This window comes from Microcoleus sp. PH2017_09_SFU_O_A (assembly GCF_020738625.1).
Taxonomy (GTDB): domain Bacteria; phylum Cyanobacteriota; class Cyanobacteriia; order Cyanobacteriales; family Microcoleaceae; genus Microcoleus.
In genome coordinates this window covers 5,455-21,583 of the sequence record NZ_JAEQCF010000043.1, presented here as the reverse complement: position 1 = coordinate 21,583, position 16,129 = coordinate 5,455, and the positions used below count along the sequence as shown (strand labels likewise).

Below are 16,129 nucleotides of genomic sequence, written 5' to 3'. Positions count from 1 at the left end.
TCTCCGTACTAGATTGATTCAACGTGTAGATGGTGATTCTTAATCGCTTCTACTATTTTATCACGGTGGCCGGGGCCGCGCACTCGTTTCTAGGCGGCGGTCGCCGCTACAGGCCGGGGCCCCATATCTGAAGCTAGGGGCCCCGGCCCCGCTTCTCGGTCAAGAGTTTTTAGAATATTTTCGCAAGTAAAAAATGTTGCGTCCCGATCGCGCGCTGATGAAGAGCGACTCAAGAGACTCTCAGTCGAGGGACTGTTCTTGTCGATCGGTAATAGTGCCGGGTGTGATATAATCGTCATCGGTCTAAAATTGAGTATAACTAGACAACGTAAAAACTCGCACTCAATTAGTTGAGTTCGCAGTCACACCGATCGGTGTTGCGGTTTAGGAAAGCTAAATTTGAACAAAACCTAACTACATTAAAGAGAATCGATCGAGTACGGTAGGGTATACCGGAATTCACGCTTGGGGAGAAGACACCTCTAAAGCCGCTGGAGCAATCCTGTCGGAAACAAGTGACTTCACCCAAGCCAGAATCTCAGTCACAAGCAAGTGCTGAGAGTTTTAACCTGAAGAATCCCCTCGCCGAAAGCTTGGGGAATGTCAATGTTTATTAGTGAGGTCAGAATGGCTAAGCGCCGCAATCTCAAGAAAGAGAAGGCACAACGAAATCAAGCATACGCTCGCAAGTTTCGCAAGCGGAGAAATCAAGATATGTTCTCCAACAAGAGAAGGCGATTTGACGGCGGCAACGGCGGCGGGATGGGCGCCATGAGCGGCGGCGGACGGGACAAAGATATGGCTGCTGCTGAAGAGTAATATAGTCAGGCTATCTGCCCAACTTAGAACCGAGAGTGCAAAACACGATCGTTCTAAGGAGAGATAGCCATTCTGAATTTGCCTAAGAATTCAACGAGGATAGTTTAGGCGATCCGATCGCGCGCAGCAATCAGTGATTTTCTCACTTGTTCAAATCCGGTGCCACCGTAACTATTGCGAGCAGCGACCACTTGAGTCGGTGCGATCGCGCTATAAATGTCTGTATCAAAAGCTGGGTGCAAGTCTTTCCACTCCTCAAGTGTCAAATCTTTGAGGAGTTTGCCCCCCGACAGACAAGTTTTCACAACTTTGCCCACAAGGTTGTAAGATTCCCGGAAGGGAACGCCCTTAGCAGCCAAATAATCTGCTACGTCTGTAGCGTTAGAAAAGTCTTCTGTAACGGCACTGGCAAGGCGATTGGTGTTAAACGCGATTCCTTCCCGCAGCAAAATCGTCATTGCTTCCAAGCAACCTTGTACAGTTTTGACGGTATCAAACAAAGCTTCTTTATCTTCTTGCAAATCTTTGTTGTAGGCCAAAGGCAATCCCTTCACTACTACAAGCAAGGCTTGCAAATGACCGAAAACCCGCCCCGCCTTGCCCCGCACCAACTCCGGCACGTCGGGATTTTTTTTCTGGGGCATGATGCTAGAGCCCGTAGCGCAGCTATCTTTGAGCGTAATAAATCCAAATTCGTGAGAAGACCACAAAATCATTTCTTCTGACAAGCGGCTCAGGTGTACCATAATTAAGCTGGCGGCTGCGAGAAATTCGATCGCAAAATCTCGATCGCTCACTCCATCTAAACTATTAGCATAAACCTGGTCAAACTCCAAGAGTTCTGCGCTATAGTGTCGGTCGATCGGGAAAGTCGTCCCCGCCAGCGCGCCGCAACCCAAAGGCGAAATATTCACCCGCTTCAAGACATCGCCAAGGCGTTCCCAATCGCGATCGGACATTTCAAAATAAGCTAACAAGTAATGAGCCAAACTGATTGGCTGAGCGCGCTGTAAGTGCGTGTAACCGGGGATTAAAGTTTCGACGTTGAGTTCTGCAATTTCGAGCAAAACCCCTTGAAATTCCCGCAATTGCTCGCGAATTTCTGCGATGCGATCGCGCAAATACAAACGAGTATCGGTGCCGGCTTGGTCATTGCGCGATCGGGCCGTGTGCAGCTTTTTGCCCGCATCCCCGACGATATCCGTCAGGCGCTTTTCTACAGCAAAGTGAACGTCTTCTGCATCAACTCCCGGCACAAAAAGACCTTGGCGGTATTCGCGGCGGATTTGTTCCAAACCATTGACTAGCTGTTCGCCTTCTGATGCGGAAATAATCCCAGTTTTGGCGAGCATCTTAGCATGAGCGATAGAACCGGTCAAGTCATACTCAATCAGTTCTATATCGAAGCCAATACTAGCATTGAATCGGGCGATCGCTGGGTGCAGCGCCGACTCAAATCTTTGACTCCAAGTTTTCGGTTGTGTGGTCATTGCTGAATGTAAAACTAAATTATATCTCTCTTGCAGAACTCTCTAAAAACTGTTTCGTAGTAAGGACTTTAGTCCTTCGGTTCGCACTCAGGATTTGAGTCCTCCGGTTCGCAGTAAATAAGGCAAGTCCTTCGTCCCAAATTCGGCAAGAAAGGACTAAGGTAATTACTACAAACTTTGTATACCTGTATTGACACTAAAAAACTGAATTCTAGACTACAAAATTATTAAAATTATGCTGCTGCATCAGAAAGGACTGAAGTCCTGACGGCGAACCTTTGAAATCCCTTCCTGACGACCTCTTAGAGAATAACTCTAAGGAATAATCCCTTTAATGAACCAGCCAATGAAAATACCTATAAAAAAAGCTCCTATCTGACCAGTCGAAACAAAATTGTTCCAAGCTTTCTGGAAATTAGTAAAAATCTCGTAGCTTTGACCCAATATCACAGGCGAACTCAAATGAGATTTCACAACTAACAAATGAACGGCGTCATGCCAATGAATCGAGCTGGTAAATCCAGTAATAATTTCCGGCATTAAATTAACTATCATGGTGATTTTCTCCTGTGGTCGGTGTTACCCTAAGTACAACCAGTGTCATGTCATCTTCATTGCGGTTGCCGATGCCGATAAACTGGTGAACGCGATCGAACAAATAATCCAGAATTTCCTCAGACTGCTGATAATTTTGACAAGCCCACTGAAAAGCCGCGGTCAAGTTATCCTCATCAAAGCGATCGCCCCTTTGATTAGCAGCATCAGTAAATCCGTCTGTGTAATAAATAATAGTATCACCAGGCTGCAATTGCACGTGGGCTTCTTGGTAGTGCGAATCAGCATCCAGGCCAATCAACATTCCCTCCAAAGTATCGAGCCGAACAATCGAATTAGTTGCAGCTTGCCACAGCAAAGGCGGGTGGTGAGCAGCATTACTGTAAGACAGAATGCGAGTTTTCGGATCGTACTCCGAATAAAACAGAGTCACAAAACGGTGAGAATTCTCCAAATCCGCGTGCATTACCCGGTTTAAATGTTGCAAAATTCTCGCAGGCGAATGGCGGTTCAAAACCTCCGCCCGCAGCATACCCCGCGTCATCGTCATCAACAGGCCAGCCGGTACCCCTTTGCCCATCACATCGCCAATGACGATGCTCCAGCGACCCTTGTCGATTTTGGACTTGAGATTTTTAATCAGGGATGGGGGGTGTTCCCCCTCATTTTCCTTGCCGATCGGGTCATAGTCAGCGGGAATAAAATCATAATAATCACCGCCGACTCTGCTAGCAGTTTGGCAGCGCGCGGCCACATCAAGACCGGGAATTGTGGGACAACTGCGGGGTTGCAGCCGCAATTGAATTTCCGCCCCAATTTCTAACTCTCTGTCCAGGCGTTCTTTTTCGGCCAACTTCACCGTCAGTTCGTCTTTGCAGATTGCCACGGCGGTTTGATCCGCCACCAACCGAACTAATTTCTGTCGGCCCGGAGTCCAAACATATTGTGGGTCACTGCTAAAAACAAACAGCCGTCCGCGTTCCAAATTCTTGACTAAAATTGGCGCCCCAAACAAATGAACATCCGGGCCCAAATAACGGCCGACTTGCAAGTCAAGACTAGAAGTTTGCCCAGAGGTTTGAGAAAAAGATTCACCAGCCGCGCCCGCACCTGCTGTAGCTTGCCTGGTGGCTATTTCCAGCGCTTTCCGCATATCTTGGCACTGCCGTCCTTCCTGACAGTGCAACTGCTGGAACCGAACTTGACCGTTGGGTTTGAAGAGCACCAGAGCTCCCCCGTCGGCGTCGGTAACGCGAGTTGCCACCAGAGGCACCAACTCCAAAAATTGGTTGAGATTGTTAAAACTACGCAGGGCAAATCCCAGCGAGCCCAACATATCTTGAACGTTGTGCTGGTATCGGTGCAAGCGCGCCACCAGTTCTTTGAGGGCAAATACTGGCGTCGCGTCGGTGGAATTGCGACCCGTAGGGCGGTCAGCAGGTTGAGGTGAGGGGCGAGGCAAGGGCACAGCAGTCATTTTAGATTGGTGATTTTCGATCTTAAAAGGAGATTGATTGAGTGAGGAATTACGCACCACACGAACAGAAATCCGGTTGTTTTTGGAGCAAGTAGTTTGGGCAGTAGGTCATTGGTGTGAATTTAAGCCTGAAATCCTCAAGAAATCTCGTTTATAGCTGAGTCTAAATCCCCCTTAATAAGGGAGACTTTGAGCCCTTCTGAAACTACTTAATCAAGGTATGTAGTTGGGATGCGAGCCCTCTTTAGGCGTATAGATAAAGAGGGCTCGCATCCCAACTACGTACCTAATTTATCTGATGACAATAAAACCACACTGCTTTTTAAGGGGGCGCCAGGCCGATCGGCGGGCCTAAGCCTCAGAGAGTAAAACGTTACTACCTGAGACCTTAAGTTGACACCAATTGATGGCGCTTCGTCGATCGCAAGCAAGTAATAACAGAAGGTTTTAAGGTATTGTTTCTAGATATTTAGTTTTCCACAGACCGTCAGGTGGCGATCGGCACAAGTCCTGCGATGGTAGTTTGAGGTTAATAATTTGAGATTTTGAATATCTGTGTCCGCCTCCAAAAATCGGGACGGCTAGAGATACCTCATCAATCTAAAATCTAAAATCTAAAATCTAAAATCGAGTAGGGCTTCGACAAATTCGTAACTAGAAAACGGGCGCAAATCTTCGATGCTTTCCCCCACTCCAATAAACCGGATTGGCAGACCTAGCTGCTGCACTACTGCTAGGGCAACACCACCTTTAGCAGAACCGTCAAGTTTTGTCAATACTACTCCGCTTAATTTTGCCGATTCTGCGAAAACTTCTGCCTGTCGCAAACCATTTTGACCTAGGGTGGCATCCAAGACCAGTAGAGATTCTACGGTAGCGCCTGGGGCTTTTTTGTCTACAATGCGACGGATTTTACTTAATTCGTCCATCAGATTTTTTTTGTTTTGCAGGCGGCCTGCGGTGTCTACGATCAACAATTCTGTGCCTCGGGCGCTGGCGGCGGCGATCGCATCAAACACGACAGCAGCCGGATCGGTATTTTTCCCTGGATTGGCAATAATTTCCACGCCGCTGCGGGAACCCCAAACTTTGACTTGTTCGACGGCGGCGGCGCGGAAAGTGTCGGCAGCGGCAATCAGGGTTTTGTAGCCGGATTTTTGGGCGATGTGGGCTAGTTTGCCGATCGTCGTAGTTTTGCCCGCACCGTTGACTCCTACAATTAACCAGATGTTGAAGGTGTCTTTTTCTGGGGCAAATGTCAGGCTGTAGGCGGGATTGCCGGCGGCGGTTTCGGCTGTCGGAGCGTCGAGAATGTCGCGCAGGATGCTTTTGAGAAAGGCTAGAGCCTGTTCTGGCGGCAAGACTTCTTGTTTGAGTCTTTCTTGGAGGCGGTTGATAATGATGTCGGTGGCGGCGACTCCGACATCGGCTTGTAGGAGCAAAGTCTCAATTTCAGCTACGGCGTCTTGATTGAGCGGGCCTTGACCGACGATCGCCTTTAGTCGATTAATTAAGCTGCGGCGAGTTCTTTCCAAACCTTTCCGCAGTTTTTGCAGCCAACTGATTTCCTCGACGGATACTTGATCTGGCCGGCGCCCTTGACTGGCTAGGATTTCAGATGACCAGAGGAAGCCTTCGTCAAAGGCAAAACCGGGAATTTCTTCGATTATTGCGGCTCTTTCGGCGGCGTTGGCGATGACTTCTGGTTCCTCAAGGGCGGTTTCCTTGAGGCGTTCGATGCGATCCATGCGATCGGCCCCAGCTCGGGCCCAAAACGGCAGGGCTTCGGCTGTAGAGTCCTCAGATGCGATCGATTCTGTGTCTGCAAGCTCAGTTGCAGGTTGGGCAATTGCTATATTTTCTGCTGTAACTTCTAATTTTTGAGTAACAGGTTGAGGCGCGATCGACTCGGATGATGGTGGCAGAGGTTCGGGAATCTCTACTGGGATGGCTGCATCTGGTTCTTGACCATCGGTACTTTCATTCTGCGGTGGTGGTGCAATTTCTGAAACTTCTGCAACAGTTGGTGCGGCTTCTGCAACTTCTACAAATTCTGTTTCGGCTGCTGGAACTTCCGCCGATGCTGTCTGGGCAACTTCTGTTTCAGGTTTTTGCTGTTTTTGAATATTTTTGTAAGCAGCTTTGGCCCAATTGAGATAATCCTCAGCTACAGCGGGGGAAGTTTCCTCAACTGCTGCATCTGTTTGAGGCTCAACCGATGCGGATTTTGCCGCCTCATCTTGGGGCTGTTCGGGGGGAGTTTCTGGTTCAGAAGATCCGCTTTCGCTGTACTGGCGACGAAACCAATTAAATACCATAGAAGTAAATGGGGAATAGAGAATAGTTATTAGTCATTTAGCCATCAGTCCTTAGTGTAGAGCGGATTGCGGATTGCGGATTGCCGATCGCGAATGACCAATAACCAATGACCAATGACCAATGACCAATGACCAATGACCAATGACCAATGACCAATGACCAATGACCAATGACCAATGACCAATGACTACTGACCAATGACTACTGACTACTGACCAATGACTACTGACTACTGACTTACAACTTCTGCATTGATTTTATCGACGACTCGGCGGAGGACTCCGTTGATGAACCGATGTCCTTCGTCGCCGCTGTAGCGTTTTGCCAGTTGGACGGCTTCGTTGACGCTGACTTGTTCGGGTAAGCCGAGATAGAGGATTTCGGCGATCGCGATTCTCATGATATCTCGATCGATCCTGGGCAGGCGATCGATTTGCCAGTCTACCAGGGCTTCCGAGAGCAATTCATCAATTTGAACGCGGTTGGCGCTGACTTTGGTCAGGATTTGCAAAGCATAGGTGCGGACATCTTGCTGGTTGGCAAGCTGAAGCAGTTCTGGAAACTCCATCGATGAACCGAGACGGTTGATGGCGGTTTGGGTGAGTTCGAGTGCTTCGCGCACCATCGCTCTAGCACTTTGTATATCAGCGGCGCGGATTTCGCTAGCCAGGAGTTTGTCGCTACCCCGCTGTACTTCCGAAGCTGCTGCTTCTAGGGATTCTTGAACTTCTGTCGTCAGAGTGCGGATGGCTGCGAGGAGAACATCTTGCAGTTTCTTGGCTTCTAAGAGTTCTGGATTAGTCGGCAGTTGGCTGATGCCGAGGAGTGCGAGTTCGCGTGAGGTTTCGCGTGCTTTTTTCATATTTTTTAGATAGAAATTGGGAGTTTAGGAATTTCAGAATTGTTGAGATTGCTAAGCGCTGGTTCAGAGCATAGACTTGGACTTTAGCAGAAAAACTCCCAAAAAAACCTGCCCTCAGTAACGATTGTTTCTGGGCAGGTTTTAGATACCTAGGATCAATTATTATTGGGAAAATTTACTGGCTAGAAACCCGGTTTCTTAGGAGCGTCCCACGGAGGCTGCCCACCCGTTATGGATGAAAGAAACTCTTTCTCCCCCTCTCCCCCCTCTCCCCCTCTCCCCATCGAGTTTCTTAGGAGATACTTCGCTTTGAAACCCAAGATGTATCAGAGAAACCCGGTTTCTGAGTGTAGGCTTTCTGCGCTTCCAGTTGGTTCAATATACGTGAGTTGCAAAAATAATTCGGACGGGCTAGAAGCCCATCCCACAATTTTTTTGTTTTGTGGGATGGGCTTCTAGCCCGTCCGAAAATTTGATTAAAAGATTAAAAGGACTTTTACAGCCTTGTCTAATCTTCTTCGACTGGTACAGGCTGGTATCTTGATTCGGATAGCAAGGGTTCGAGTGTTTTGCCGGGGGGGTTGTCGGCGGTGACCGCAACTGAGTTGCTGGGGTTGACGATGCCGCCGGAGATCACCACTTTAAAGGCATCTTCGATCGACATTGACAAATTAACGACATCTGCTTCCGGGACTATAGCGTACCATCCGGTGGTGGGGTTGGGAGTGGTGGGGATGAAAATGCCGATCGGGCTTTCGCCGGACAAATGAGACGGAATGTCGTTACTCTCGATCGTACCGGTCACAAATGCCAAAGTCCAGATTCCCCGCCGGGGATACTCTACCAACACCACCCGGCGAAATTTATCATTAGATTTGAGGATAGTTCCCAGCAGTTGTTTCAAGGTTTTGTAAACCGAACCCGCTAGGGGAATTGCCTGTAACAGGCGTTCGCCAAAGTCTAGCAGCCACTTCCCGAAGATGTTGCGGGCCATCAAACCAATGACTAAAATGCTCAGCAGGGGTACAGCCAGCCCTACTAAGAGATTTAGCAGGTTGACCAAAATCGGGTGGAGTCCGTCAAAAGGATTAATCTGCTTGGGAATTTTGGTAAGAAAATTGATTACCCAACTGGCGACGGTAATTGTCAGCCAGATGGTGGTAGCTAAAGGTATCACTACCAGCAGACCTGCGATCAGGTCATTTTTTAAGTCTTGTTTGATGCGTTGGAGCACGGCGGTTCAAATCTCCTCGTAACTGGTTGCAATCACCTGATAAACCTGAGAATAAAGCAACTGCACGGGCTTTACTGGAATTGACCATTTTGGATCGTCTTCTCTGCTGCCAAACCCTACGCTTGCCGAGCGCGGAAGAGTTAGGGATCGGCGGTGCTGTATCTATATTTTAAAGAATTATTGCAGGCAAAGCGCCTGATTTTAATATATGCGGGCTGTGCAACAGCTCACCCTATTGTATATTTTAAGACATTTTAGCTCGGAATCAACCAATCAGATCGCTGTGTTGAGGTGGCCGGAGTCGGGGTGTTTCCTGTAGAGGGCTTTTGGGCTGCTTCCACAATTGATAAATTTTTAGGATGAGGCGGGCTAGAACAATGCCAGTGGCGATTGTATCGCGATCGCGCCCGCTCCCATCGGACAATCTCTTTTTTGAGAACTTGCCAGAACTGCGATCGAGAAAGGTGAGAGACTTTAGATTAAATGTTTCTCAAATGCCAGCTACTTCTTAAACTATTTGACTCCCCTAAAAAATGGATGCCGTGCCACGTAGACTCCTGATTGGAAGGTCAAAAAAATTACACCAAAGTTCATAATCCCAAATTCAATTCTGCGAGTAAATCTCCAATCTCAAATCTCAAACTGGTTGACTATTCTTTGAAAAACCGTAAAATATAGTCAAATTTATCTGCGATCGCGGGAATCTCGCCAATAATAGCTTATGTTGAATACAGCCGGACTGTTTGAAGCAAAACCTCTTCAGGGAAATATTGCGGGTGTTTCAGCAGAAATACCAGACTTATTTGGCAGTAAGTTCGTTAGCGAAGCCCTCGTAGAGGATCGCCTAAATCGATTGACCCAAATTGCGATCGGGGATACGAATGTTTTATTTGATACCAGCTATGGTTTGACTCAAACATCCGATTTGGTTGCCGGTGCGACTGGTAGTGCGATCCTCTACGAGGGCTTCGCTAACGACCTTTTTGACCAAATCACCGACTTCCGGCTCCCGCACTCACCAGACGACAATCTTAAAGTCGATCGCAGTCTAACATCCCAGACCGATATCTCCACTCAACTTCACAGAGACGAACTTACAGGCATGGATTTTGCTATCGGTGATACTGGTATAGTTCCAGAGCGATCGCAATCCCGAACTGCTGCGCTATTACCTTCAGAAAAATGGGCTTTCAATTTCCCAGATTATACCATCGACCACCAAGGTTTAAACACCCTCAATATCAAAATTGGTTACGGCTTAAAACCCGGAATCACCAAAAATGAATATCCCGATTTTGTGCCAATCTACAAAAGTATTGATAACTTCCTAGTTAACTATCCCAACGAAACGGACACCTGGGAAAATATCAACAAAAATCTCAGTCAAAAAGTGCTAGACGAAAATCCGGCACTGACCGATGTTACCATCCAACTCGAAGTTTTGCCAACGAACAGATTGCCCTACGAACGAGCAACTACAGTTTTCCGCAGTCGTGCCGGTCAACCAAAAGAAAATGGCAACTTTTCCTTGAAAAACTACGCAATTAATCACCAAGGATTGAACAAGCTCAATCTCGATGTTGATTACCAGTACAAACCGGGGATTCCCCCAAACGAATATCCCGATTCCCTGTCAATTCTCAAGAGCATTGATAACTTTTTAAGCAAGTATCCCAATGAGACAGATTTCTGGGAAATTGTCAACAAAAAATTAACTCAAAATATCCTCAACGAAAATTCTAGCTTGGCAGCAATTAAGATCGACTTGAACGTTTTGCCAAGCCAAACATTACCCTATAACCGCACCAGCAAAGTTACTCGCACTCAACCAAGCAATCCTCAAGGAACTTTCCTAGTTGGCAATACCAGAGGCAATAATGTACTGCGGTTTGACGGCAGTACGGGCAATCTTCTAAGCGAATTTATCCCAGCGGGCAGCGGCGGTTTGTCTAGTCCAGATACAATTCTTTTTGGCCCAGATGGCAACGGCGACGGTAAGCCGGACATTTACATTGCCAGCGGTGACAAGCCAGGGAATTCCGGACAGCCGACAGCATCTGCCGTATTGCGATATGACGGAGTTAGTGGCAGATTTATTGATAAGTTTGTCGGCGACAATCCGAACACTACTGCTGATGAAACTGGCGGATTATCTCGTCCTTACGGTTTAGCTTTTGGTGCCGACGGTAATTTTTATGTCAGCAGTTTTTTGACCGATCAAATTCTTAGATACAACGGCAAAACAGGACAATTTATAGATGTATTTGCAACGGGGAATCAGCAAGCGGGAGGATTGAATGGGCCGAACAATTTACTGTTTGCTCCTGACGGCAATTTGTACGTGACAACGCAGGGGAGTGTTGCTCGTGATGGCAAAGCTGATTTTAGTGCAGGTTTCGCCAGCCAGGTGCTGCTTTACAACCCGCAAACTGGGCAGTCAAGTATCTTTGCTTCCCCCGATCCTTCGCCTCGGAGTCAGGGATTTGTGAGTCTTTTGGGCATGGCAATCGGGCCCGCTGACGGCGACCTTTACGTGAGCGATTTTGCTAACGATATCAGGCGCTACAATTTAAAAAGTGGGAATTTGGTCAAGGTTTTATCTACCAATTATACTGATACTTCCCCCAGTAGCAATTATGTAGGTGGTTTGGCATTTTCGCCGATCGGCAATTTGTTTGCAGTTGGCTTTGACAACCGCGCCAATGCTAACAATGTTGGTGCAGTTTTGCGGTACAATGGCAAAACTGGGGAACCGCTGCCAATATCGAGCAATCCTTTGTCGAGTAACAGTTCTATTTTTGTCCCTCCCGACAGCAAGTTACAGCGTCCGATAGGAATTGCTTTCTTTCCTTCCGATGGTAAGCTGACCGAGAAGTGGAATTTTACAGCGGCAAATTACCCAATTAACCATCAAGGGTTAAACAACCTAAATTTTGCTGTAAATTATCAGTACAAAGAGGGCATTCAAAATTATCAGTATCCCGATTATGTGCCGATTTACAAGAGCGTTGATGATTTTTTAGTTAACTATCCTAACGAAACTGATTTTTGGGAAATTGTTAACAAAAATTTGACGGAAAAAGTGCTTGCCGAAAATCCAGCAATTTCTTCGGTGACTGTTGATTTGAATGTTTTGCCGACGAACCAATTGCCTTACGATCGCAGCAGTACCGTTAGTCGCACTACAAATGGTAAATTAGGGGAAGCCTGGGATTTCAAGATTCCTAATTATTCGATCGCTCACCAGGGTTTGAATAACCTGAACATTGATGTCAAGTATCAGTACAAGCCAGGAATTACGCAGGCTGAATATCCCGACTTTGTGCCGATTTACAAAAGCATAGACAATTTTTTGGTTGATTATCCAAATGAAACGGATTTCTGGGAGATTTTGAATAAGAATTTGACCGAAAAGCTGTTGGCACAAAATCCGGCTTTGGATTCGCTGGAAATTAGTATCGAGGTTTTGCCGACCAACAAATTGCCTTACGAACGAGCTAGTATTGTGTCGCTGGCTTAGCGTCTAATTCAATACGGTTAACTTAACGATTTTTGACGAATTTCACTTCGCGATTTTCTAGGCAATACAGGCATTATTTGCCAGTCGGATTGTTCTTAAGTTAAGCGTATTGGCTTCAAATTGTTTTTTTTGTGGACAATTATTGACAGGGAATACATTCCTTGCTAAGGTGATATGTAATTCAGTAGGTTGCGTAGAAACCGAGTTTTTGTGCATCCAAAACGAACGCATTTAAATTGTCTGTTGTGGTCAAAAAACAATTTTTTGAAGAAACTGAGTTTATGAATTAAAGCGAGTTTGCAAAGATCTATCTTGGGATAGATGAGTATGTTTCAGGCAGTTGCTATAAAACAGTGCGGGCCTTAGGTGGGTCAAAAACCCGGTTTCTGGGTTAAGGTCGATCGCTCAAAGGATTTGAAATTTGAGATTTGAGATGGGTCATGACTTATTCTGTATGGGTTTGCAGCTTGGCTAAAGTTGCATTGTTTTTTTAAACAGGTATCACAGATTTTGGGTAGAAATCGGGTTCTTCTGTGTTCAGAACTCAGAAAGATAGTTGTTTTGCGATCGCAACTCAGAATGCAGTCGCTTTCCTGGCGCAGAGGTTCCAACAGTAAGCTGAGCATTTTTTTATCTTTTCTTTAGAATGGCGATGGAAATTAGGTAAATAATGGAAGTATTCAAGGATTTTTGATTGCATTTTTCTGTAAAATATATTAAGGAATTTTTGTGAAAACGCTCAATATCCTCTTGGTAGAGGACAGTCCCCTAGATGCCGAGCTGATTGAGGCATATCTCATGGATGGCGGTCTAGACTTTTCTTTGCTGTGCGTGGAAACTCGGGAAGATTTTGCCGTAGCGCTGGAAAAACACTGTGTTGATATTATTTTGGCAGACTATATGCTGCCTTGTTTTAACGGGATAGCAGCGCTGGAAATGGCCCGCGCTACTTGTCCGGGAGTGCCGTTTATTTTTGTGTCGGCTACTTTGGGTGAGGAAGTGGCAATTGAGACTTTGAAAAGCGGGGCTACAGACTATGTTCTCAAACGGCGTTTGACGCGGTTGGTGCCGTCGATCGAGCGGGCCCTGCGGGAAGTTAAAGAACGGCTCGATCGCAAAGCAGCTCAAGCACAGCGCCAAGAAAGCGAAGCCAGGTTTCGGATGATGGCAGATACCGCGCCGGTGATGATTTGGATGTCGGATATCGATCGACTTGGCGATTACTTTAACAAAGTTTGGTTGGAGTTTACCGGTAAAACTTTGGCGCAAGAAATCGGCATCGGTTGGATGGAAAGCTTGCATCCTGACGACTTGCCAAAATATATGGATGTTTACCGGAGAGCCTTCGACGCCCGCAGCGAGTACCGGATCGAGTACCGCTTGAGGCGCTATGACGGGGAGTACCGCTGGGTTGTGAGTACAGGGGTACCCCTGTACAGACCCGATCGCACTTTTGCCGGTTACATCGGTTCTTGCATCGATATTAGCGATCGCCAACAGGCAGAACAAGAACGTGTTATGGCTTTGTCCCGGGAACAAGCAGCTCGCAAACAAGCAGAACAAACAGCTCAAGCGCTACTATCGGCAAACGCTCGAATTACTAACATTATCGAAAGCATTACCGACGCTTTTGTCGCCTTCGATTCAAACTGGAAATTCACCTATATTAACCACAAAGGTCAAGAGATTTTTGGCAACTTACAAGCAGAACTGATCGGGAAAAATATTTGGGAAATATATCCCTGGGCCGTGGATTTACCGTCTTACAAAATCGCCACCAAAGCATTAGCAGACAAGGTAACAGTCGAATATGAAGAATTCGTGCCGTTATGGAATAAGTGGTTGAAAGTGCGTTTTTATCCTTCCGATTCTGGTTGCTCGGCTTACATCCAAGATGTGAGCGATCGCAAGCAATCAGAAGCAGCACTCAAAGCTAGTCAAGAAAAGCTGAGAATGTTGGCAGAATCTAACTTGATCGGAATTCTCTTCGGCGATGTTGACGGCGGTATCAGTGAGGCTAACGACGAATTTTTGCGCCTCGTTGGCTACACGCGGGAACAGTTGCAGCGCGGGGAACTCCGCTGGATTGACATTACACCGCCGGAGTACCTACCGCTGGACGAAATCGGCATCGCAGAGGCAAAGGCCGAGGGCGTTTGTAGTCCCTACGAAAAGGAATACATTCGGCCCGATGGCAGCCGGATTCCGGTGTTGGTGGGGTATATTTTGTTGGGGGAAAAGCGGCAAGAATCAGTGGCTTTTATTCTCGATTTGACGGTTCGCAAGGAGTTGGAAAAAGAACTGCACGATCGAGCTGAGGAATTGGCGCGGGCGAACCGGATTAAAGACGAGTTTCTGGGAACTTTGTCCCACGAATTGCGGACGCCGTTGAATGCGATGCTGGGATGGGCGCAACTGCTGCGCCACCGCAAGTTTGATGAAAAAACGACTGTTAAGGCTCTGGAAACGATCGACCGCAATACGCGATCGCTCGGGACGCTAATTGAGGATTTGTTAGACGTGTCGCAGATTATGACTGGCCAACTGTCGCTGAATTTGCGGTGGGTAGATTTGATTTCGACTGTTGAAGGTGCGATCGATACTCTCGCTCCGGCGATTGGGGCAAAAAATATTGAAATTGTGACGGATTTCGACCAAACTGCGGGGCGGATGTTTGGCGATTCCGGCCGCTTGCAGCAGGTGGCGTGGAATTTGCTGTCGAATGCGATTAAGTTTACTCCTGACGGAGGACAGGTGAGGGTGGCGCTGCACAAGGTGGAGAGGACGAGTATGCCCGGACAATCCGCCTGTTGTGAAAATTTGTCACCGCCTAGTGTGGAAATTGAAGTCAGCGACACGGGACAAGGGATTCCAGGAGAGTTTTTGCCGCACGTTTTTGAGCGTTTCAGCCAAGCTGATACCTCTACAACGCGATCGTACAACGGATTGGGTCTAGGTTTGGCTCTCGTGCGCCATTTTGTGGAAATGCACGGGGGAACAGTGCAAGTAGAATCGGCTGGCCAAGGACAAGGAGCGAGCTTTTTCGTTAGATTGCCAATTAAACAGCAAGAGGGCGACAGCGGATTTTCTGTTACCGGGGCTGGGGAGTTTGTGGTTCGAGAAACCCCGGCCAGATCCCCTATAGATCCGTCTTTTGTTAGCAGCAACCTTTCGGGAGTGCGGGTGTTGGTGGTTGATGGCGACGGGGATTCCTTGGATTTTGCGCGTACAGTGCTCGAAGATTGCGGAGCTGAGGTGGAGACTGCTATCTCGGGAATGGAAGCCTTGGAAGCGATTTCTAGGCTGAATCCGGATGTGTTGGCGATCGATCTCGGCATACAAACCGCTGAAGGAGAGGCTCTGCTGCCGCAAGTGCGAGAGCAAATGGGGGACAGGGAAATTCCGGCGGTGGCTTTCACAGCTTACGGTAGGCTGGAGGAACGGGTGCGGGCGCTGCGACAGGGTTTTCAAATTCACCTACCCAAGCCTCTCGATCCTGCTGAGTTGGTGGCGGTGGTGGCAAGTTTGGTGTCGCGGGCGATCGATTTTTGATGGGAGCATCTCAGTTTTGCATCTGTAGTGCTGTCCCCGCTCGCGTGCTGATATAGCACGCGAGCGGGGACGCTCGCACTGTAAAAAAAATGTTTTTTGCAAAAATGAGATGCTCCCTTTTTGATTGACTCGGCAAGGATGGAAATCCTCACGACTAATCAATTTTCTTGGATAGGAGCGATCGCAAATTCATTATATAACGACCAATTACCAATTACCAATTACCAATTACCAATTACCAATTACCAATTACCAATTACCAATTACCAATTACCAATTACCAATTACCAATTACCAATTA

General features: G+C 47.3%; 10 protein-coding genes and 1 pseudogene. 5 read left to right on the top strand and 6 right to left on the bottom strand.

Annotation, left to right across the window (positions count from 1 at the left end):
• Positions 1 to 627: 627 nt before the first annotated feature.
• Positions 628 to 819, top strand: a complete 192-nt coding sequence (locus JGK16_RS17110) for a hypothetical protein (RefSeq protein ID WP_194066729.1) — start codon at positions 628 to 630, stop codon at positions 817 to 819.
• A gap of 104 nt (positions 820 to 923) precedes the next feature.
• Here the strand turns inward: JGK16_RS17110 and argH are convergent, their stop codons facing one another.
• From argH to JGK16_RS17080, 6 genes are all read right to left on the bottom strand, one after another.
• The gene (gene argH / locus JGK16_RS17105; RefSeq protein ID WP_293174966.1) at positions 924 to 2,309 is read right to left on the bottom strand and encodes an argininosuccinate lyase; all 1,386 of its coding nucleotides are present in this window, start codon (positions 2,307 to 2,309) and stop codon (positions 924 to 926) included.
• 315 nt (positions 2,310 to 2,624) lie between these two features.
• On the bottom strand, positions 2,625 to 2,864 hold the full coding sequence (locus JGK16_RS17100) for a hypothetical protein (protein ID WP_293174963.1): 240 nt from the start codon (positions 2,862 to 2,864) through the stop codon (positions 2,625 to 2,627).
• Entirely contained in the window at positions 2,854 to 4,341 is a 1,488-nt protein-coding gene (locus tag JGK16_RS17095) for a PP2C family protein-serine/threonine phosphatase (RefSeq protein ID WP_293174960.1), read from the bottom strand. Before JGK16_RS17095 ends, JGK16_RS17100 begins: the two co-directional genes overlap by 11 nt.
• Positions 4,342 to 4,955: 614 nt before the next feature.
• Positions 4,956 to 6,659, bottom strand: coding sequence for a signal recognition particle-docking protein FtsY (gene ftsY / locus JGK16_RS17090; RefSeq protein WP_293174957.1), 1,704 nt, complete (start codon positions 6,657 to 6,659; stop codon positions 4,956 to 4,958).
• 230 nt (positions 6,660 to 6,889) lie between these two features.
• Positions 6,890 to 7,522, bottom strand: a complete 633-nt coding sequence (gene nusB / locus JGK16_RS17085) for a transcription antitermination factor NusB (protein WP_293174954.1) — start codon at positions 7,520 to 7,522, stop codon at positions 6,890 to 6,892.
• A gap of 508 nt (positions 7,523 to 8,030) precedes the next feature.
• On the bottom strand, positions 8,031 to 8,756 hold the full coding sequence (locus JGK16_RS17080) for a DUF502 domain-containing protein (protein WP_293155504.1): 726 nt from the start codon (positions 8,754 to 8,756) through the stop codon (positions 8,031 to 8,033).
• A 377-nt stretch (positions 8,757 to 9,133) separates the two neighbouring features.
• On the opposite strand from JGK16_RS17080, the gene JGK16_RS17075 reads away from it, so the two are divergent.
• The 4 genes and pseudogenes from JGK16_RS17075 to JGK16_RS17060 form a co-directional block, all read left to right on the top strand.
• Positions 9,134 to 9,268, top strand: coding sequence for a hypothetical protein (locus tag JGK16_RS17075; protein WP_293174951.1), 135 nt, complete (start codon positions 9,134 to 9,136; stop codon positions 9,266 to 9,268).
• 209 nt (positions 9,269 to 9,477) lie between these two features.
• Positions 9,478 to 12,276: an NHL repeat-containing protein gene (locus JGK16_RS17070; protein WP_293174948.1), complete on the top strand. Its 2,799-nt coding sequence runs from the start codon at positions 9,478 to 9,480 to the stop codon at positions 12,274 to 12,276.
• A gap of 729 nt (positions 12,277 to 13,005) precedes the next feature.
• Positions 13,006 to 15,828 carry a PAS domain S-box protein gene (locus JGK16_RS17065; RefSeq protein WP_293191457.1) on the top strand — a complete coding sequence of 941 codons (2,823 nt, stop codon included), beginning with the start codon at positions 13,006 to 13,008 and terminating at the stop codon, positions 15,826 to 15,828.
• Positions 15,829 to 15,948: 120 nt separating this feature from the next.
• Positions 15,949 to 16,129: pseudogene (locus tag JGK16_RS17060) on the top strand (hypothetical protein); the annotation flags it as partial.

Coding starts and splice junctions, on each gene's coding strand:
- JGK16_RS17095 (WP_293174960.1), bottom strand. CDS start 4,341: ATGACTGCTGTGCCCTTGCCTCGCCCCTCACCTCAACCTGCTGACCGC.
- argH (WP_293174966.1), bottom strand. CDS start 2,309: ATGACCACACAACCGAAAACTTGGAGTCAAAGATTTGAGTCGGCGCTG.
- JGK16_RS17100 (WP_293174963.1), bottom strand. CDS start 2,864: ATGATAGTTAATTTAATGCCGGAAATTATTACTGGATTTACCAGCTCG.
- ftsY (WP_293174957.1), bottom strand. CDS start 6,659: ATGGTATTTAATTGGTTTCGTCGCCAGTACAGCGAAAGCGGATCTTCT.
- JGK16_RS17110 (WP_194066729.1), top strand. CDS start 628: ATGGCTAAGCGCCGCAATCTCAAGAAAGAGAAGGCACAACGAAATCAA.
- JGK16_RS17075 (WP_293174951.1), top strand. CDS start 9,134: ATGCCAGTGGCGATTGTATCGCGATCGCGCCCGCTCCCATCGGACAAT.
- JGK16_RS17070 (WP_293174948.1), top strand. CDS start 9,478: ATGTTGAATACAGCCGGACTGTTTGAAGCAAAACCTCTTCAGGGAAAT.
- nusB (WP_293174954.1), bottom strand. CDS start 7,522: ATGAAAAAAGCACGCGAAACCTCACGCGAACTCGCACTCCTCGGCATC.